This is a genomic window from Agrobacterium tumefaciens (assembly GCA_025559845.1).
Classification (GTDB): domain Bacteria; phylum Pseudomonadota; class Alphaproteobacteria; order Rhizobiales; family Rhizobiaceae; genus Agrobacterium.
Window position 1 is genome coordinate 288896 of the sequence record CP048471.1, and the last position, 19376, is coordinate 308271.

General features: G+C 55.6%; 17 protein-coding genes. 8 read left to right on the forward strand and 9 right to left on the reverse strand.

Annotated elements, in window-relative coordinates; all coding sequences use genetic code 11:
- Nucleotides 1–69: 69 nt before the first annotated feature.
- The 4 genes from FY156_28705 to FY156_28720 form a co-directional block, all read right to left on the reverse strand.
- Nucleotides 70–435 (reverse strand): hypothetical protein, encoded by a 366-nt coding sequence (locus FY156_28705; GenBank protein ID UXS05514.1) that lies wholly within the window; start codon nucleotides 433–435, stop codon nucleotides 70–72.
- A gap of 104 nt (nucleotides 436–539) precedes the next feature.
- On the reverse strand, nucleotides 540–1184 hold the full coding sequence (gene grxB, locus FY156_28710; protein UXS05515.1) for a glutaredoxin 2: 645 nt from the start codon (nucleotides 1182–1184) through the stop codon (nucleotides 540–542).
- Nucleotides 1185–1270: 86 nt separating this feature from the next.
- The gene (locus FY156_28715) at nucleotides 1271–1468 is read right to left on the reverse strand and encodes a tautomerase (GenBank protein ID UXS05516.1); all 198 of its coding nucleotides are present in this window, start codon (nucleotides 1466–1468) and stop codon (nucleotides 1271–1273) included.
- Nucleotides 1469–1528: 60 nt separating this feature from the next.
- Entirely contained in the window at nucleotides 1529–2527 is a 999-nt protein-coding gene (locus FY156_28720) for an alpha/beta hydrolase (protein ID UXS05517.1), read from the reverse strand.
- A gap of 130 nt (nucleotides 2528–2657) precedes the next feature.
- Between FY156_28720 and FY156_28725 the strand changes: the two genes are divergently transcribed.
- Nucleotides 2658–3572 carry a LysR family transcriptional regulator gene (locus FY156_28725; protein UXS05518.1) on the forward strand — a complete coding sequence of 305 codons (915 nt, stop codon included), beginning with the start codon at nucleotides 2658–2660 and terminating at the stop codon, nucleotides 3570–3572.
- Nucleotides 3573–3594: 22 nt separating this feature from the next.
- On the opposite strand, the gene FY156_28730 is transcribed toward FY156_28725, so the two are convergent.
- A complete protein-coding gene (locus tag FY156_28730) occupies nucleotides 3595–4128 on the reverse strand; it encodes an antibiotic biosynthesis monooxygenase (GenBank protein ID UXS05519.1) in 534 nt (177 codons plus the stop codon).
- Nucleotides 4129–4191: 63 nt separating this feature from the next.
- Nucleotides 4192–6588: a membrane-bound PQQ-dependent dehydrogenase, glucose/quinate/shikimate family gene (locus FY156_28735; protein ID UXS05520.1), complete on the reverse strand. Its 2397-nt coding sequence runs from the start codon at nucleotides 6586–6588 to the stop codon at nucleotides 4192–4194.
- Between the two features lie 415 nt (nucleotides 6589–7003).
- Between FY156_28735 and FY156_28740 the strand changes: the two genes are divergently transcribed.
- From FY156_28740 to gfa, 3 genes are all read left to right on the forward strand, one after another.
- The gene (locus FY156_28740; protein ID UXS05521.1) at nucleotides 7004–7285 is read left to right on the forward strand and encodes a metal/formaldehyde-sensitive transcriptional repressor; all 282 of its coding nucleotides are present in this window, start codon (nucleotides 7004–7006) and stop codon (nucleotides 7283–7285) included.
- Between the two features lie 26 nt (nucleotides 7286–7311).
- Nucleotides 7312–8424, forward strand: coding sequence for an S-(hydroxymethyl)glutathione dehydrogenase/class III alcohol dehydrogenase (locus FY156_28745; protein UXS05522.1), 1113 nt, complete (start codon nucleotides 7312–7314; stop codon nucleotides 8422–8424).
- A gap of 94 nt (nucleotides 8425–8518) precedes the next feature.
- The gene (gene gfa, locus FY156_28750) at nucleotides 8519–9088 is read left to right on the forward strand and encodes an S-(hydroxymethyl)glutathione synthase (GenBank protein ID UXS05523.1); all 570 of its coding nucleotides are present in this window, start codon (nucleotides 8519–8521) and stop codon (nucleotides 9086–9088) included.
- A gap of 391 nt (nucleotides 9089–9479) precedes the next feature.
- Here the strand turns inward: gfa and FY156_28755 are convergent, their stop codons facing one another.
- Nucleotides 9480–10820, reverse strand: coding sequence for a hypothetical protein (locus tag FY156_28755; GenBank protein UXS05524.1), 1341 nt, complete (start codon nucleotides 10818–10820; stop codon nucleotides 9480–9482).
- A 419-nt stretch (nucleotides 10821–11239) separates the two neighbouring features.
- Between FY156_28755 and FY156_28760 the strand changes: the two genes are divergently transcribed.
- Entirely contained in the window at nucleotides 11240–12730 is a 1491-nt protein-coding gene (locus FY156_28760) for a hypothetical protein (protein ID UXS05525.1), read from the forward strand.
- A 266-nt stretch (nucleotides 12731–12996) separates the two neighbouring features.
- Nucleotides 12997–15096: a CHAT domain-containing protein gene (locus FY156_28765; protein ID UXS05526.1), complete on the forward strand. Its 2100-nt coding sequence runs from the start codon at nucleotides 12997–12999 to the stop codon at nucleotides 15094–15096.
- Between the two features lie 11 nt (nucleotides 15097–15107).
- Here FY156_28765 and FY156_28770 read toward each other — a convergent pair whose 3' ends face one another.
- Nucleotides 15108–16112, reverse strand: a complete 1005-nt coding sequence (locus FY156_28770; protein UXS05527.1) for a hypothetical protein — start codon at nucleotides 16110–16112, stop codon at nucleotides 15108–15110.
- Between the two features lie 146 nt (nucleotides 16113–16258).
- Here FY156_28770 and FY156_28775 point away from each other — a divergent pair, with 146 nt between their 5' ends.
- Both FY156_28775 and tcmP (FY156_28780) read left to right on the forward strand, forming a co-directional pair.
- Entirely contained in the window at nucleotides 16259–17035 is a 777-nt protein-coding gene (locus FY156_28775; GenBank protein UXS05528.1) for a DUF5131 family protein, read from the forward strand.
- Between the two features lie 34 nt (nucleotides 17036–17069).
- Nucleotides 17070–18317 carry a three-Cys-motif partner protein TcmP gene (gene tcmP / locus FY156_28780; protein ID UXS05529.1) on the forward strand — a complete coding sequence of 416 codons (1248 nt, stop codon included), beginning with the start codon at nucleotides 17070–17072 and terminating at the stop codon, nucleotides 18315–18317.
- Nucleotides 18318–18335: 18 nt separating this feature from the next.
- On the opposite strand, the gene tcmP (FY156_28785) is transcribed toward tcmP (FY156_28780), so the two are convergent.
- Complete coding sequence (tcmP, locus tag FY156_28785) at nucleotides 18336–19235, reverse strand: three-Cys-motif partner protein TcmP (protein UXS05530.1); 900 nt, start codon at nucleotides 19233–19235, stop codon at nucleotides 18336–18338.
- Nucleotides 19236–19376 lie beyond the last annotated feature (141 nt).

The following is a 19376-nucleotide window of genomic DNA, read 5'->3' on the forward strand; positions in this document are numbered from 1 at the left end:
CTGATGCGGAAAAGCCAATAGCCAGCGGGTCAGGCCCCAGGTCGAACGAAAACGGCAGTGATGAACCGACTAGGCCGCCTCAACCGGGCGCGAAAATCCGGATATCGGAGTCATAAAAATCGCGCCAAACGTTTCGAGCTTTGCACGTAGATCAGCAGGCGGTTCTCCGTATACATACAGCTTGTCGATGCTCGCCAGCTTGAGAAAACGCTCAGCATAGGGACCAAAGGTGTTCTCCACGTGGGATAGAACCGCATCCGTCATATATCGCTCGACGATATGGACAGTTCGCCCGTCTCCACCCAGGGAATATTCATAGATCAGCGTACCCGGCTCTTTGCTCGAGGCCGCAATGATCGGCTCGATCAGCTCCTTGAATTCCGCCAGGTTCCGGGGCTCGACTGTCATGTGAAAAACGTTGGTGATATAGGTCATAATACATTTCCATTGATTGGATCGGATTGAGGCCGCCAGGGGCATTGACCCACGAGTGCGCCGCTTGGAAGCGCGGCAACGGTTGCCTCATCTTTTCAGGAATCCTACGACGCGATGTCGTCGTGAAGCGGAACATTCATCTTCGCGGACATGCGCTTCCGATATGCCTCGACGGCGTGGGGATAGGTAATGCCTCGGACAATCGAGAGCGCACGAAGGTGCGCGAAGAGGTGGATATCGTCTGTCGACAACTCGCCGTTGACTGCATCAGCAGATTGTACGAGTGGATCAAGACGCGTCAGGTTGAGATTTGCTGTGGTGATCAGGTTTTCGGTTTTGGCAAGCCGATCGGAAAAGGGGCCAATTATGGCTTCCTTCTTATGCGTGAAAAACGCCCGAGCCTCGGCAGTCTCGAATTCCGGTAACTGCGCCCTGGCCCAGCGAGGCATGGCCAACGCATAGAGGTTTGACGAGCTTTCCTTGATCCAATCCGTCACGATCGGATTTGCCGGCCCCATCAAAATTCTCTGTCCATGGACCGCATCAATGTTAGCGACGATATCCATGCTTTCGGCGAGGAATTGGCCTTCATTTTCCAGGACAGGCGCAACTTTCCGCCCAACCATTCGCTCTGGAGTGGCGGCATCGTCGTTCAACATCACCACCAGTTCGAAAGGCAGCGTCTTCAGGCCAAAGATCGATCTCGCTTTCACGCAAAAGGGGCAGTGGTCGTAAACATAGAGCTTCATTTGCATTCTCGTATCTATCGGTGAGCGTCGCCTGGATCGCATTGGAAGGCTGCGGTGCGCTGCCCCCCAATGTGATCTTTAGAAACTCAAGAGGATTCGGCTTCCTCACCGAAAATCTTGCCAGCACCAGCCCAATCGGACGGCGCAACGTCTTCGAAGATGACGTAGATGTAATTCGGGTCTGTCCCGGTGTTCTTGACGATGCTCTCGGTGATTTCGGCGGCAACTGCCTTCTTCGCCTTGGCATCCTTACCGCTGAACCAGCTTACGCGTACGACAGGCATGATAGTCTCCTTTGAGATTGGCGGTCATATCCCGCCTTTAGGTTGATCGAGGAATCTCGGTTATCGCTCCAGGAACGACGTGAGATCGTCCGTGAATTTCTTGGGATTTTTGAATGCGAGAAAATGGTCGCCCTGTTCCGCCGCCGTGTAGACATGTAGCTCGGCGCCCGGAATGACCGACTGCATCCAGCGTTGGCTTGGGACGTTGTTGCTGTTCTCGCCTGTAAAGATGGCGGTCGGCACATTGATCTTGTGGCTGACCACGTCACGCCAATCATTCACGGCATGATCGAACAGGACGAGGCTCATGAATTTGGGATCGCTCTTGATGACCTCGCGAGCAAACGCTTCCGAATTCTGGAAGGCGGGCGAACCGCTTTCCATGTAGCGGCGCATGGCGTTCATATCGACGACCTGATCGTTTGTCGGCGCACCGCCAAAGGCTGCAATCATGCGCTCAGGCGATGTGGTCATGCCGCCGGCATCAAGCCGTTCTTGCTCCGACCAGTCGGCGTGGGTGTAGATTGAGATCGGCTCGTCAATGAACGCCGCCTTGTTGATATTGTCCGTGCCGAACAGATCGATGTAGCTCCAGATGATGGACGCCCCCATCGACCAGCCGCAAAGGTCGACTTTCTCGACGCCGAGATGAACGATGAACTCGTTCAGATCCGCGCCAAAGCGGGCGATCCGCGTACCGTATTCGACATTCTCGGAGAGGCCCTGATTGCGCGGATCGATCACATAGACATGATATTTTTGTGCAAGCAGATACATGACATTGACGTATTCAGCGCCGTTGGCCGACCAGCCGGGAACGAAGATCAGCGGCCGGCCACTGCCCGCCTCCCAGTAGGAAAGCTTGACACCATCGCTGGTCTCAAAGCTGTTGATCTGTAGCCCGGTGAAGTCGGAGAGCTTCGTCGGCAGGCCTTCAATCTTGTTGGGAAAGACGTAGTCCTTGCCAAGCACTTCAATCGCGGGTGCCGCGAATGCAATGCTCGCGGATAAGAGCAGACCTGACAAGGCGCTTATTGCGGACAGAAACTTTTGAGCCATTTCACAAACCCTGCATTTTGGACGACGAGTTCGCGCTCGTCGTGAACCCTTGCCGATGAACCTGTGGTAATGTAAATCTGGAAGACGATAAACAGCTCGAAATCTACGATGAGTAGAGGAATTTGCTACAATGGCTCAGCTTGAGCAACTCAACGGCATCATCAGCTTTGTCGAAGCGGGAACCCTGCTGAGTTTCACCGCAGCCGCAGACAAGCTGGGCGTGACGAAGTCCGCCGTTGGCAAAAGCGTTGCCCGGCTGGAAGAGAGGCTCGGTGTAAAGCTCCTGCATCGCAGCACCCGCAAGCTGACTTTGACGCCCGATGGAGAGGCCTATCTGGCCAGCTGTCGCCATGCATTGGAAGAGATCGGTTCGGTAGAAAATGCGCTCGCCGCAAAAAGCCAGCAGCTCGCCGGTCGATTGCGGATTGATGCACCTGCTGCCTGGGGCCGGCAGATTCTGCTGCCCTTGCTTGCGAAGATCACGAAGCAACATCCCGGCCTTTCCCTGTCCCTGTCGCTGACCGACAGGATCATCGATCCGGTCGAGGAGGGTGTGGATCTTGCTATCCGGTTTGGCGAGACCAAAAGCACCACCGGGCTGATTACCCGCAAGCTTACCGAACAACGAGCCCTGATCGTTGCTTCACCGGATTATCTCAAAGCACGCGGTGAGCCTGTCACGATCGAGGACTTGCAGGAGCATGACTGCATCGTTGGTTTCCGCCGGGATATCCCAAACACATGGCGGGTCAAGGCGGCCGACGGCTTGATCTATCGTGTCACACCGCCTCCAACTCACGAGATCGGTGACGGGGCTGCGATTGTCGATGCTGCAGTGGCAAGCCTTGGACTAGCGCAAATGCCGAGTTCGCTCGTTGCCAATCATATCGCAGCCGGAACGCTTGTTTCGGTTCTAGAGGCGTTCACCGGAGCAAGAATCGAGATCTCCGCCATCTGGCCATCGACAAAGCAGCTTCTCCCGCGCGTAAGACATGTCGTTGAGATCCTCGCAGACGAGGGCCGCCACGGAAACCTTGGCGAGTAGACAGGCGTCCATACCCGTTCTTTTACCGCTTCAGCCACCAGGCCAGCCATCGCAACAAGCGCGGCATGACGATCCAGTACATGGCAAAGACGATCAACACGGTCAGGATCATCATTCTGAGAATGAATGGCAGGGCCGTCAGAAGGGGAAACAGGAAGGCCACGGCCAAGGACGCCAGTGGAAATATTCCCATCCAGGTCACCACAGCCATCCGCCAGCGTACCGGTTGTTTCTGACCTTCCAGACCCGTAGCCGAGAACCACAAGTCGGTCGTATTGAAGACCCGGTACTCGGGCTCATGGTCCGAGACATACCGCAAGCGTGCATGCCACTCGGTCGCAATCTTCGAGATGCGCCAGATATCAAGAGCCTTCTGCGTCGTGAAGCACTGGACGATATGAAATTCCTCGCCGTCTATTCTTGGCGGAATGACTGTCGAGAACCGATAACCGGGTGATCTTGAGCAAGCCGTCAGCATTTCTCGTACAAGACGCTCATATTCGGCCTCCTGACCCAGATTGGCGCGACGGTGGATGATGCGGGTCACTTGCGACATAAATCTGCTTTTCTTCGTTTAGAAGGGCCGCAGGTGTTCGTGAACATCCGCGGCCAATTCATATCACTGCTTTTTTGGAAGTGCGTAGGCGATAATGTAATCGCCGAAGTCCGGGGCAGCCCGCGCGCCGTTTGCGGTAACGACCACGTACTGCCGACCATCTTCGGGCGACATAAACACTAGCGGCGTTGAGCCTGCGCCCACAGGAAGCGGGCTCTTCCAGACAACTTCACCGGTCGCGACATCAACGGCCCGCAGATAGTAATCCGAGGTCGCCGAAAAGAACACGAGGCCCGAGGCTGTCGGTGTTGCGCCGCCAAGTGTCGGCATACCAAGTTCGATCGGCAGATGCGTCTTCATGCCTAGAGGGCCGAATTGCTCTGGTGTTCCCATCGAGCGATGCCACAGGATCTTCTGGGTCTTCATGTCGACCGCAGCCATCGTACCGAACGGCGGCGTTGTGCATGGTACACCAAGGAATGACTGAACCATTCCGCGCTCGGCACCGTAGGGCGTTTCTTTCATCGGAACCACACCGCCAGTGCTGTGCGACGCCTTGCCCGAGGCCTTCGTGCGGGCAATTTCGTCCTCGCGGCTCAGCAGACGACCCTTCATCGCCACACGCATGTCGTTCACGATCATGATGTCACGGCTCTTGTCGATGGCCTGGCCACCCCAGTTGGTCGTCCCGTACCATGACGGGTTCTGGAGGTACCACTGCATTTGTGGCGGCGTGTAATCGCCGACGTAGTAGAGGCCCTTGAACTGGATGCGGCAATTCAGCTGGTCGATCGGGGTGATGCCCCACATCGTCTGCTCGGTCAGGACGTCATCGCGGAACGAGGGCATGCCGACGGAATAAGGCTGGGTGGAAGAGAGCCTTTCACCAGGAACGCCGTTGGTGGGGACAGGACGCTCCTCGACGGCCGTGATGGGCTTGCCGGTGCGGCGATCGAGAACGTAGATCTCGCCGTTCTTGCCGGCCTGCACAAGCGCCGGAATGCGTCCACCCTTGCCATCAGGCATCTCGTAGAGGACCGGCTTTGACGGCAGGTCAAGATCCCAGACGTCGTGATGGACAAGCTGGAAGGTCCAACGTTCCTGACCCGTCGTCGCATCGACGGCGACAACCGACGAGCCGACGCGATCCGTTTCCGGAGAACGTTGCCCACCGTACAGATCCGGCGTTCCATTGCCGGTCGGCAGGTAGACCATGTTCAGCTGCGGATCATAGCTAGGCGTCGCCCACATATTCGGCGTGCTGCGGGTATAGCTCTGGCCTTCCGCCGGTGGATTGGGCTGACCCGGACGGCCCACATCCCACGCCCAGGCAAAAATGCCAGTGGTTGCGTTAAAGGCGCGCACGACACCGGATGGCTCGTCAGCCGACTGGTTGTCCATGACCCAGCCGCCGATGATCAGGTTTTCGCCAGCGAGAAGCGGACCGGATGTTGGATTATAGAAGCCCGGGATAACGGCGCCCATGCCAGTGGCGAGGAATACGGTGCCCTTGTCCCCGAAGGATTCGACCGGCTTGCCGGTGGCAGCGTCAAGGGCGATCAGGCGCATGTCGCCGGTCGTCACGTAAAGACGCTTCTTGCCAGGTGCACCCTCGGCAAGGCCCGGAACGTCGTAATAGGCCAATGACCGGCAGCGCATCCAGTGCGCGGTGGCATCCGGCTTCACACCCGGATCGAAATGCCAGAGCCGTTCACCGGTATCGCCGCGCACGGCGAACACCTGGTTGGTCGGTGTGCACGGGTAGAGAATATTGCCGATCTGCAGCGGCGTATTCTGGTTCTCGCTTCCGTTTCCTGTGATGTCGCCGGTATGAAATGTCCAGGCGACTTCGAGGTTCTTGACGTTTTCCCGGTTGATCTGGCTATAGGGCGCAAACTGCTCGCCCGATGGCGTACGACCGAAGCCGACCCACTGATCAGGCTCGTTCTCAGGCTTGTAGTCTGCCGCAAGAGTAGGAGTCGATTTTGGCTTCACCAGCCAGATCGGACTGAAAGCACTGATGAATGCCGCAATGACTCCTACAGCCAGCACAGCCGAAATACCGTAAGATATCGGCCGGATGCGTATGTTTCCAGAAGCACCGCGCAGACTTGGGACGCAAAGACCGATCAGGAGCCCAATGACCGCGAACATACCAAGCCTCGCCGCAAGCGGCCAGAATTGCAGGCCGCTTTCCCACAGCGCCCAGACCAATGTCGCGGCGAAGAAAGCTGCGTATAGGTAGCCCGCACGGACATCCGCACGTGCAAGGAGATATGCCGTCATGATCAGCGCAATGCCGGCCACGAGATAATATAATGACCCACCCAGCACCATGAGTTGGTAGCCGCCGTAAAGGAAATACGCTCCCAGGGCGAGCAGGACGAGAGCGATGAGAAGGGCGAACAACCTCGCCCCTAGTGACACTTGCGTGTTGGTGGTGCTTGATGCGGGCGACACGTTACCCTCCTTTGAGCAATACGAGGCAAGCTCGTCGAAGCATCCAATCAAGCGGGTGCCGCCTGTCGACGCATTCGGGCATTGCCAGATTAAGGGCGTGAAAGGTTAGTCAGGCTGTCCATTCGCGCAGACGCGTGCCGGGCATGTGTAGTTCCGACGCCAGCGACCGAGGTTGAGCTACTGCCAAAATGTCGCAGGATATATGGGGTCGGTGAATACACAGAGTTTCCTGAAACTCTACAATAAGCACCTTCTCGAGCAACTTACCGCGTCTGCGCGCCTTTTCCTGCAACGCTTTTTCCCATTATTGCCTGCATTGATGAGTGACCCGATGTATGGTCATCACCGCAGCTATACTGCCTGCAGTATGTTGACATACTCCCCCCAGTATGTGAGTTCAATTCAAGGAGAGCGCATGCCGTACTCGATGGAAGACAAAAAGAAGGCAACGACGCGCTTGAGGCGGATCAAGGGTCAGGTCGAAGCATTGGAGCGCGCTGTCGATGCAGGAACGGAGTGCCGGCTTCTTCTCCAGCAGATCGCCGCGATGCGGGGTGCTGCGGGAGGACTGATGGCTGAAGTCCTGGAGATCCACCTGCGCGAGACGATGAGCTCTCCCGAACAAGCACATCAACCATCGGTCTCTGACGACCAGATGGACGACATCATGAAAATCCTGCGAGCCTATCTCAAATAGGCTGCAGCCGAACGAGGATATGCAAGATGAAAAGCAGAGCTGCAGTCGCTTGGGAGGCCAACAAGCCCCTCACGATCGAGACCATCGAGATCGGCGGTCCAAGGGCCGGAGAAGTGCTGGTTGAGGTGATGGCGACGGGTGTCTGCCACACCGACGCCTACACACTTTCCGGCCTAGACTCCGAAGGCAAGTTCCCCGCGATCCTTGGTCACGAGGGTGCTGGCATCGTTCGTGAAGTCGGCGCAGGCGTAACCTCGCTCAAAGTCGGCGACCACGTCATTCCGCTCTACACGCCGGAATGCCGTCAGTGCAAAACCTGCCTCTCGCAACGCTCAAACCTCTGCACGTCGATCCGCTCGACGCAGGGCCAGGGCCTGATGCCGGACAACACATCGCGCTTCTCCTGCGACGCTGGCGAAATCTTCCACTACATGGGTTGCTCGACCTTCTCGAACTTCACCGTGTTGCCGGAAATTGCGCTGGCGAAGATCCGCGAAGACGCGCCCTTCGACAAGATCTGCTACATTGGTTGCGGCGTCACCACTGGCATCGGCGCCGTCATCTACACCGCCAAGGTTCGCCCTGGCTCGACGGTCGTCGTCTTCGGCCTCGGGGGTATCGGCCTTAACGTAATCCAGGGCGCCCGCATGGTCGGCGCCGACAAGATCATTGGCGTCGATCTCAATCCGGCCAAGGTTCCGATGGCGAAGAAGTTCGGCATGACCGACTTCATCAATCCGACCGAGGTCGGCAATGACAAGGTCGTCCAGGCGATCCAGGACCTGACGGACGGCGGCGCCGATTACACGTTCGATGCCACCGGCAATGTCAACGTCATGCGCCAAGCGCTTGAAGCCGCTCATCGCGGTTGGGGCGAATCAATCATCATCGGTGTCGCTGAAGCCGGCAAGGAAATCTCTACCCGCCCGTTCCAGTTGGTGACCGGCCGCGTTTGGAAGGGATCTGCATTCGGTGGAGCCCGTGGCCGCACCGACGTGCCAAAGATCGTCGACTGGTACATGGATGGCAAGATCAACATCGATGATCTGATAACCCACAAGATGCCGCTTGAGGAAATCAACACGGCCTTCGACCTAATGCACGAAGGCAAGTCGATCCGCTCCGTCATCGAGTTCTGATCTCCCGGACCGAGCGCAAAACAAGGACGCCCGCAGGTTTGGTTGCGAAAGCGGCTGCGGGCGCCTGAACTCGTCTCAAGAAAGGAAGATCACCATGACAAGACTTCTTCATCCCTCCATCCAGAACGGCCTGCCGCAGGGCAGCGATGCCTTTGCCGGCGGTGTTCTGACCTGCAAGTGCCATGATCGTCCGGTCAAGGTGAAGGTATCGGGCGGTATCGCCCATAACCACGCCTGCGGTTGCACCAAATGCTGGAAGCCGGAAGACGCGGCCTTTTCGGTCGTGGCGGTTGCTCCGAGCGAAAACGTGACAGTCCTCGAAAACCGCGACAAGCTGGCCGTGGTCGATGCGTCGGCGCTGATTCAACGCCATTCCTGCACCGAATGCGGCACCCACATGCATGGTCCGGTCGAACGCGATCACGCCTTCAAGGGCCTGTCCTTCATCCATCCGGAACTGTTCGAGACCAATGGCTGGCCGGCTCCTGGCTTTGCCGCCTTCGTCTCGTCCGCCATCGAGGGCGGGGTTGATCCGTCTGAAATGGATGGCATCCGAGCCAAGCTCAAGGACGTTGGCCTTGAGCCCTACGACTGCCTGTCGCCCGCGCTGATGGACTTCCTGGCAACCTGGACTGCCAAGAAAACAGGCGTTCTCGCCGCTTGATCGATAATGCGGGCCGTCACGGCGGCTCGCCTTCTGCTGCAGCAGTCTTGAGGCCCGTCGTGAGACAAAGCACTGCAACCAAATCTTCCGGCGGCACTCAATACGTCTTCTCGCCGAGATTTTAGAAAAGGGGATCCGGTATAAAGGTAGGCGCCGCTGCTTAGCCTGACATCGTAGACCGCTCTCTCAACGCATTTGGAGATATAGCCTTGAAGGGATTCGAACCGTCAACCCTGCAATCACAAAGGCTGTCTGTACAAGACAACTCATTGATTTAGATCGGCTTTGCTCGCATGAAATGGCCTTACCGTGCGGACCGCTCATTTTCTGACCCGTTCACGGTATATCGGGCACCGCGCACCGACAAATCGGAATCGTTGAGCAACCTCCTCTATGCCCTTTCAATCGGGGTGGGTGTCCGCGCGTCGCCGTCCGTCTCGCCGGAAGGCGCGAGTCCTACAATCTGTTCAGAAAGGCGGTGGATCAATTCCACTAAGGCCAGAATGCGGTCGTCCTCTTCCTTGTCCGAATAGATCGATACCAGCGATCCATGCATGACCTTGTGCCGTACGGCCTTCCAGGCGTCCACTCCAGACTTATTGACGCCACCTCGCTCGAAAAGCGTGGTGAGTGCCTTTGAGGCGTTCATTTCAGCCTTCCTTCTGACAGCGCCCGCTGCCGCGGCCTTTAAGTCATTGTCGCCGGGCCACTTGCCGATGTGCTCGACCAGGTCGGCGATGGCCTTCTCGTCGGCCGATTGATCCTTCGACCTGCGCGGAAACAGCTCCAGCAGCAAGGCCTCCACGCTGCTAGCTAAGTTAAGCACCCAGACACGGCGCGAGCCGGCGGCAGCCTGTATGATCTCTTCGTAATGCCTTGTCAGGTTGTTGGCTTCGAAATGCGGCGTTCCATCGGTCTCCTTGGCGGACGCGACGTATGCCAACAGACTTGCGTAGGTTTCCCAAAAGGCATTCTTGTCGGCCAGAAACCGATCGCCGCGCCAGAGTCCGACCCAGACCGGCAGTCTGTGGGCATCCGCGACGGCCCGAAGGCAGAAGTCGGCGCGGCCCTCGCCGAAGTCTCTGATGACGAGACGCGGATAGATCAGTTCGCCGAACATGATACGGAGCGGTTCAGCGAGCCAATTCTCCCCGAAGGGGATGGTGAAGCCATCAACGGCTTCGGCACTGATCCTTAGCACGTTGCTGGTCTGGTCGAATTCGAATTCCAGGCGGGTGCCGAGGATGTCCATCTGGTGCCCGGCCCCGACAAACTTAGCAAGAGCGAAAAACGAGCGGCGTCCGTGCGGAATGGAAACCTGAATTTCCATGATAGGCTTCCCCGAAGCTCCGGGTAGCCCGCCGATCCACAGCTCGTCCGACGACCCGCGGCAAAGCAGATCGCCCATCTGACCGCCCTTGATCGGCTCGAAGTGCGGGACAGTCCAGCCCCCGTTGAAGTGCTCGCCGCCGCGGCCCTCGAACATTAGTCTGCATCTCAAGTCTCCCCGGTAAGGATACTGCCTGATTTTCGAGAGATAGCCCAGCGAGCGGTCAATGTCCGGAGCTTTGCCCGTTATCTCGTATTCGAAAGTGTCGCTATCGATGATCCTGAATCGCCCCTTTCCCACGACGAGCGGAACGTCGAAATCGTGGCCGACGATCGTCATCTCGTCCGCGTCGATGAAGTCCGGGATCCGTGAGAGATGCGACCAGTCCGTCAGGTTTACCATGAATTGCTCTTTCGTTTATAGATTCGGCCAAGACGCTTTTTCGGTTCCAGAGCGGTCCGGCAAGGCCCGCGCGTCGAATGGTCTATTTCGACCGATCCGCAGGCGAAGCAGGAACATCTTCATTCGATTGTCCGCCGCTTCGGAATTGTGGCAGGAAGACAATCTGTGGCGCATATTTGCAGCCAACGGCAAGCACCTTCTCGCGACCGGAGTTCAATCCGCATAGGCAAAGACTGCGGAGCGCCTTTCCCGCCGTTGGCAATTGAGTTCGAAGCTAATGTCGGTCTCGACAAAGAACGGAAGTGTTCTTAACTCTTACCGTCCAATCACTCCCCATTTTGCCTGAATTTGATAGGTGTAATGTTTCCTATTGCTGTGATCCGAGGGTAAGGTCGCCGTCGGCATCAGGAGGAGCATTTATGGCCATTGAAGAACTGATTTTCGTCCCGGAAGCAGGCAAGGACGACTTCTGGACCGGGCGGATCACATATGATGATCGGTCCGCGGTACATTGGCAGTTCGAAGTGATCCGGATTACCGAAGATGGATCGGATCAATATTCCGAAGGGGTTTTTTCCAATGCTGGGCCGGTGGCCATTCTGATTGATCATCGAGAAAAAGGTACGCTGGTCAGGCCGCTTGTTGAATTCGTTGAACCAAAAATGGCTCATATGGCACGGACCAAAGTTAAAGGTTCGTTTCAAGGTTTGGTCTCGGGCGCATGCATAAATGATATGGACGAGCCTCTTTTCGGTTCAATCTTTTTCGAATCCAAAGCCTTTGCCGCATGGTACGGCGCGAAGGCAGTCAGAGCAGTGAAGGACGAGAGATATCGAACGCGTTCGGTGGAACTGGCGGAGCCTCAAACCGAGACTGTTATTGTAAAGGACCTCGGACGAGTAACAGTCACTACACTTGCGCATTTTGAACAAGGTGATGATGCGGATCAGGTCCGAAACCAAGTTCGCTTCGACGTGAAGTTCGACCGGCCTCGATCGCTTGCCGAGGTCATGGATCTCTGTATGGGCTTGGAACTTCTCTTCGGGTTTCTTGTCGGCTTCCGTCCCGCGATGCCGTCTTTCGGTATGACGAAGCCGGCAGTTGAAGATCCGAACAAGGTGGCAAACTCAACCCTTCGCTTGGGAGGGATGTTCTTCCAAGACCAGCCAACACCTCACCCGTTTCATCGCTTGAACATGCGCGGTCGCGATGGTGCGTCGTTGCAGAATGTACTTGACGAGTTCATCGCCGATCGGATGGCGATCATGAACCGGATTCATGCCATTGAATATTCGCGTTGGTTCGGTGCTTCGTTGAACGACCAGTTTGCTGCAGTGATGCCGGTTTTTGAAGAATATGTTCAGGCGAATTTTAAGTCATCTGACGAACAATCTTTCCTCAACTGGAGAGCTGATTTCTGGGCCTATGTCGATAGGGCTTCGGACGAAAATATAAAGAATTACGCCAAGAAGCATCTAAGCGAAAAGGACACCAAAGCCCCCAGTCTTCCCACGCTAATCAGTCGCGCGATGGAAGCCTTAAATACGGCTGGCTTTGATTTTCAGCCGAAACTGGCGGGTCGCATAAGTCAGAGGCGGGCACAGATGTTCCATCGCGCGCCCATCCTGACGGACAAGAGCGCAGGGGATTTCTACGAGGAAAAACTGGCTGTCACGGCAATGCTCATGCTGCACACCCTGAGAGACCTTGGCATTGAACTAAGGGGTATCTCGGAAAACCTAGGCGCATTGATGGAGCACGCACGTTTCACCCAACTCTGGAAAGCTCGAGAAGAAGATGCGAAGTCTAGAAAAAGGTCGGGGACAGCAAAGACGAGCGGCTCGCCAAAAGGCAAGGCAAAAGCAAGCGAAGAAAAGGCCGCAGGCAAAAGCCCCGGCCAGAAAGTGTGAAGGTCATAAACCTTCAGGGGGAACAACTGCTCCGACGGAACAGGGAGGAGACGGTAGTGTGCATTAGAGCAGCCGATAACCACGAGATTGAGCCGCTGCTAGTATTTGCGCGCTCATAGACTTGGTGCGATATACGGATACGGAATGATGGCCTCATGAAAGACGCGGAACCGCACGTAAACTGGCCATCGATGATACGGTACGTCGTCGTCCTGGACGAAGACAGCCTCGAAGAGGCAAGCATATTCCAAGGAATTTCGCCTAGTATGCTCAATATGGAATGGGCCTTGCGGTCGATTTCCGAAATGCCGGCAGACATCTTTGATTTTGGCTTGCCTCTCGAGGCCAGAAAGGCAAGGCGGATCACAGGTAAGGGCTGGAGTTGGACACCCCTCACAATCAGCAACTTTCTACAGCTGCGCATCACCCATGACGATCCATACTGGGTTGTATATTCTGGGTCGGAGGCCATCTTCAGCGCACTTTCAGATTGGGAAGGTCGTCAGACACTACCCGTTCTTCATATCTCCACCGATGACGCTGGCGGCCTCGCTCCAGATAGAGCGCGATGGACCCATGTGCGCGACCATATTCGGCGCGTTGCAGTGAAACTCCATGAGCGGGCGCAAGGGTTCCCGGTCGCCGAACTTCGGAAAACCTTGAAAGCATGGCGGAAGCCCACCGCGCCACGTTTGGATCTCGTTGCCAAACTCCACAACTGCACGGTCCCCAATCTCGTCACGCTGCGCGCTCTCGGTTTCAGCTTTGCGGCCGAGGAATCGCTTATGTCGTCCCCAGGCGATGAGAGCCCGCACATCAATGCGATCGTGGAATCTGCGAATGCTGTGATTTCACAACAAGAAAGTGTTGGGGTTTTTCCAGCCCTATTTTCCCATTTTCCAAAACCTGATCGGATCGTTATCGCTCCATCACTTTACGCACACACACGCCAGCGCCTTCGGCCCAACACAAATGCGCCGGCAGGCCTCTTCGAAACCATACGGGTCATTCAGCAGCAAAAGGGTTATACATTCTCCGGGCCTGCGGCCGTGATGGTACGAACCATGTCGCCTGCCGGCCAGTACATCATGGGGCTGCGCGCTCAGGAATTGAATGTACAGACCTTGGCCGTCAGCCTTCGGGCGGCATCAACGCTGGCAGCCACAGTGCGGCTGCCGAACGGGGTGAACCTGTCATCGGAATTGTCGGATTTCACAGCCCACGTGAGAGGCGGGCGAAGCACCGGCGGGAACGGCAAGGCCGAGCGCGTGTTTCGCAATGTTCAAAAATCCCTTCGATCTTATACCTCTCCGGCTTTGCTGGAGATTGTTGCCAGCAGCCAAACAGGCGTGAAGCTGATCGCCGACGCACCGCTTGAATGGCTACCTGTGGGTGATCTGCCCCTGGCTATAGCTTTGGACGTGTCGCGCATTCCTACGACGCCCGGCAATCTGATGATGACTCAGCTCATGAGAAGCGAGACGCTTTATATCAAGCCCAAGGCCTTCGGCGAAGTTCTGGTGGTATCCTCCTTTTCCCCCAGTGACCCGATCCGCCACGACGTCCGAATAGCAATGGAGACCTTCACCAAGACTGCCAAGGAACATCTAAATTTTCGGCAGGTCACAGTGACTTGCCGCGATCAGTTCGTCGAGGCCGTCAACAGCTTTCATGGCGCCATGATGATCTTCGACGGTCATGGGTCGCATGATCGCAACAGCGGCGCCGGCTTCCTGCACATCGGCACGGAGAAGGTTGACGTCTGGGAACTGCGCGGGAGGCTGCGGCCTCCACCCGTTGTTGTTCTTAGTGCATGCGATACCCACTCGCCGGATCGCACACACGCCACCGCCGGCGCTGGGTTTCTGACTTGTGGCGCAACCTCCGTCGTCGCAACCTTGCTTCCGGTGCGCTCACGGAGTGCGGCCCTCTTTGCCGCTCGCCTTTCGATGCGCGCCGCGTGGTATACCCGTGCGGTGGTCCATGGCTCGAAGCGGCCCATACTTTGGAGTGAAGTCGTAGGTAGTATGCTTCGCCTCGACTTTCTTTCCGATTTGATCGGCCGATTGGAAAAAAAGAAAATGCTCTCCCCACGGCCAGCAGCAGCTCTGCGCACAGAAGTGAATATGTTCGTCCACACTCGAGACCCCAATTGGTGGGCGAATGCCAAGGCTAGGCTAATGGAGGTGACAGGGCTTGAAGCTGACGATATGGCGCGCCTGGTTTCGAAGACCATCGCCGAGGGTGACAGCGTGCGGTACACACATCTAGGAAATCCAGATTTGCTTTGCATCACCGATAGCTGCCCAGCCCTGAACCCCCTATTCTTTACGGCTAAGGGATCAGCTGCAGGCAGGGCATGTTGAAAATGCCCAAGCTACGGTGACGCAGCGAAAGTTCTTTCGTACATTCTCCACCCCAAAGTGGAGATACGAGTATCTTTCGGCCTCTGACCCAACTCCAGAATTGTCGTGTGGCGCCGAACGTTGAATTCGGTCGCAGCCATCCAAGACGCAATTAGGTTGGTTTTCCATGTGAGCTGTTTAGGCAACGGCGTAATCAGACCCTTGCGAGGGAACACCTTCTCATTGACAAATCCTGTGCATAGTTCGCTTAAGGCCCCTGTGGTCAGGTCCGCGATGGCCGCTAGGTCTTCGAGAACGAGACTTCCATCATCCGCGATTCCCGTTGTGCTGCAGCGAATGTGGCCCAGGGAATGAGAAAAATAGGAAGCCATAACACGCTGAAAAAGTCGCGTTAGGTTTGTAAGCAAACCCACATTCGCAGCGATATCGTCTTCATCGATGATCCAAATAACATCTTGTCCCGGTGAGGATAGGCCTGACAATAGAAATGCGCTCAGGTGCAATACTCGCAGCAGGCGCTCTTGCACGTTCGGCTTCCATCGTTTCAATAATTCGGCGCCCACCACGTCCTCGGCCGGCCCGGTGAAAAATGATCCACCCGCTTTGGAGATGGCAAACTGTGCCAAGTAGCCTTCGATACCAGCCGCCGCTTGCATGAACGGAACCAACGCCTGACGCCGCATTCCATCGTTGAGTGCCTTGAATGACATTCGGCGGCGGTTCGGCAGGATAGCATCGCGAAATTGGCGTTGCCGCACCAGCCAGTCGTGGTTCTTCGCTAGGTCCAGTATTAAAAACGTATAAGTGTCAAAATGCTGCTTTTGATGATGGCCACCAAAATCTGCGACAAGCAGAAGTGTGCGACCTCGCTTGAGGAACGGGAATTCCGAGCGGTTAGCACTGAGATCAGCGTTAAAGCTGTCCGCCAAAAGTGTCCCCACACCTTCAGGCGAAAAGTTTGGTTTGTGGACAGACGAAGGTAACAGATCGAATGAGACCCGAAAAGAAGTTGCCATATACGTTCAGCTCAGTCCGCGAGATAAAGTCTTTCATGTAGAGAAAGGCGCCAAAGACATCCTACAATCTAAAGACGAATGCTGCAATTTAACGGGAATTAAGGATATGTTGATGTCATATCAACCGGATTATCGGAGGGTTGCAAATGGCTGAGACACAGATCGAATGGACCGACGCGACATGGAATCCCGTCGCGGGTTGCACCATCATGTCCGCTGGATGCACCAACTGCTATGCGATGGCTATGGCCAAGCGACTGGAAGCTATGCATGTTGACAAATATGTGGGCCTAACCCGTAAGAGCGGCACAAGGACAATCTGGACCGGGGTTGTGCGGGAGGATGAGTCCGCTCTCCTCATTCCACATGCTTGGAAAAAGCCCCGCAAGATTTTCGTCAATTCAATGAGCGACCTTTTCCATGATTCGGTCTCCGATGAATTCATTCTAAAAGTCTGGCAGGTGATGCGCGAGACGCCACACCACAACTACCAGATTCTCACCAAACGGCCAGAACGTATGGCGACTGTGATCCGTGAGGTGATTGGCGAAATTCTGCCGAACGTGTGGCTTGGAACCAGTGTCGAGGACAATGCTGTGACGGATCGCATCGACCATCTCCGTCACGTGCCGGCAGCCATTCGCTTTATCTCTTTTGAACCGCTGATCGGTTCTGTCGGAGCCATTGATCTTACCAATATCCACTGGGCTATCGTTGGCGGCGAAAGCGGCAAATCTGCTCGACCACTGCAGGAGGAGTGGATCGATGAGATATACGACACTTGCCTAGAAAACGATACGGCGTTCTTTTTCAAGCAATGGGGAACGTGGGGCAAGGATAACAAACGGCGGTCGAAGAAGGCAAATGGCCGAGAATATAAGGGTCGCACATGGGATCAGATGCCAATCCATGCAGTACCGTGAGCTGACCACAAAACGTTTTCACAGCGGAGGATGAGTGGTCAGGAAACGGTATGATTGGGAAGGTGGCGCGCAACTTGACGAGCACTCGAAGCGCAAACACAAGATTCTGCACGAATATGTTCTGCAATATATAGTCGTCAGATGTAAGCACCCGCAGCAGCCACGCTTTCGCTTCGCCATTGTCGATGGCTTCGCTGGTGCCGGACGATATGCTGGAGGTGCCGTGGGCTCGCCGCTTATATTCATTGACCGAATGCGAGTGGCTGCGGAGCAAATAAATCTGGCACGGGCAATCGAAGGGCTTTCCAACATTGACCTAGAATGCCACTTGATTCTGAACGACGCCGACCCAGCCGCAGTTTCTCTACTTAGGCAGAATATTGCTCCAATGCTTGCCGAAGTGCGGGAAACCAGCAAAAATCTTCGGATTGAGACCAGCATCCTCAACGAGCCATTCGAAGACGTTTACCCAAAGATTAAAACAATACTGACATCGGCGAAAATTACGAATGCGTTGTTCAACCTGGATCAATGTGGACACAGCTATGTCGACCGCGCTACCTTGGTAGATATTATCCGGACCTACCAATCTGAAATTTTTTACACCTTCAGTATCCAGTCGTTCTTGGCCTTTTTGAGCCGAACAAACCCCGATCTCTTGCTCTCACAACTGGCTTTCCTTGGCTTGCCAATTCGAGATATCGAACAGTTGAATTTTCCTATGAGCAACGAACGATGGCTGGGCACGGCTGAGCGCCTCGTGTTCGATGCGTTTCAGGTCTGCGCGCCATTTGTGAGCCCTTTCTCCATCCACAATCCAGATGGATGGCGTTACTGGTTTATCCACTTCGCCAAGTCGTACCGCGCCCGCCAGGTCTATAACAACGTCTTGCATGACAACAGCAGCTCGCAAGCGCATTTCGGTAGGGCCGGCCTAAATATGCTGAGTTACAACGCTCGCCATACAGACGGCCATCTTTACCTATTCGATCAAGCAGGGCGCACAACAGCGGTTGATCAACTACGGGATGATGTCCCTCGACTTCTAAGCGAGCGGGGCCATGCGATTAATGTCCTTGATTTCTATGAAAGCATCTACAATTTGACCCCTGCGCATTCGGCCGACATACTTTCATCGCTGGTTGGTCACCCCGACCTCAAGGTCACGACCAAATCCGGAGGCGAACGCCGCAAGGCCAGTACCATCAAGGTAGCTGATACTATCAGGCTCAACCCGCAACGGACATTCCATCAACTTCTACGACCGCTTGAAAACCGCTGAGCAGAATTCTGCCTGTTTCTAGGTGGATCCCTTTCGGACCTTAGGTAACTTATCACCCATTCTCAGGATGTAATCTGCACCCTCAAGGCCCTTGCGATGCGGGCCGGCCCACAACAAGTAGTAAAGCGGTGCGCCACGCGTGTTGCAGATCAGCCTGGGCGTAGACACGAAGCCGAAAGCGTTCTTCAGATTTCGCCGATACAATTCTAGCAAGCGGTCAGAATAATCGTCTCGCTTGCGGAGTTCTGTGGATGCGAACAGGCCATGGGCATCAGAAGAGTAAACCTCATCGAACCATTCGCGGCTACCGAAGTACCGATCCAACGTGTCTGCCCAAGCGACGGGAACATTGCCATCATTGGGGAGCATTCGATTGAGCGCCATGTTGAGCGCGAAATTCACAACAACCTCGAACAGTCCGGTATTCGCCAAGGCCTGTACACTCGACCACTCGAGTCTCGCTCCAAAAGGGTCGAGAAACGCGACGCCACGATGACTATTCTTCGAAATTGCCTGGCCGACGACCCATGCGATTCCGTTTGCTGCTGGGACTCTTAGTTTCGTTATCTGCCGGCGCTCGCCGAATTCGGCTTCGACATCGCTCAGTTCCTCGGCGCGGTTAGCATCGGGTTCTATAAAAACATAACGTGAAAAGTGGTTGGCTATGCTAAGCGCAACCCTGGGCGATCCATCAAGGAATTCAGCCTGTTCAGAATCTTGTTCGGCCGGTGCTTCCAATAAATCGAGCATCGCCAGCGGCTCATTCTTGCTACGAATCTTTGCGCGCCCGCCACCCGCAAATGCGTCGACATAGATGGTGCGCCACGGCTGGTTCTTCAGGACCTTCGTATAGAAATCGAGATAGCGGGCCAGTATATCCAGCTTTTCTTTTGCCCACGGGCCAACCTCAGCGACCATCAGAACTCTCACAGCGATTCATCCACGCCCACAACGTAGGGGTGTTTTGAACGCCATTCAATTAGCATGAACACATCAAAGAGAATTACGCAGTGCTTCGAGGCGGTTTGTGATGTCATGTACACTGCCAGCATAGCCGAG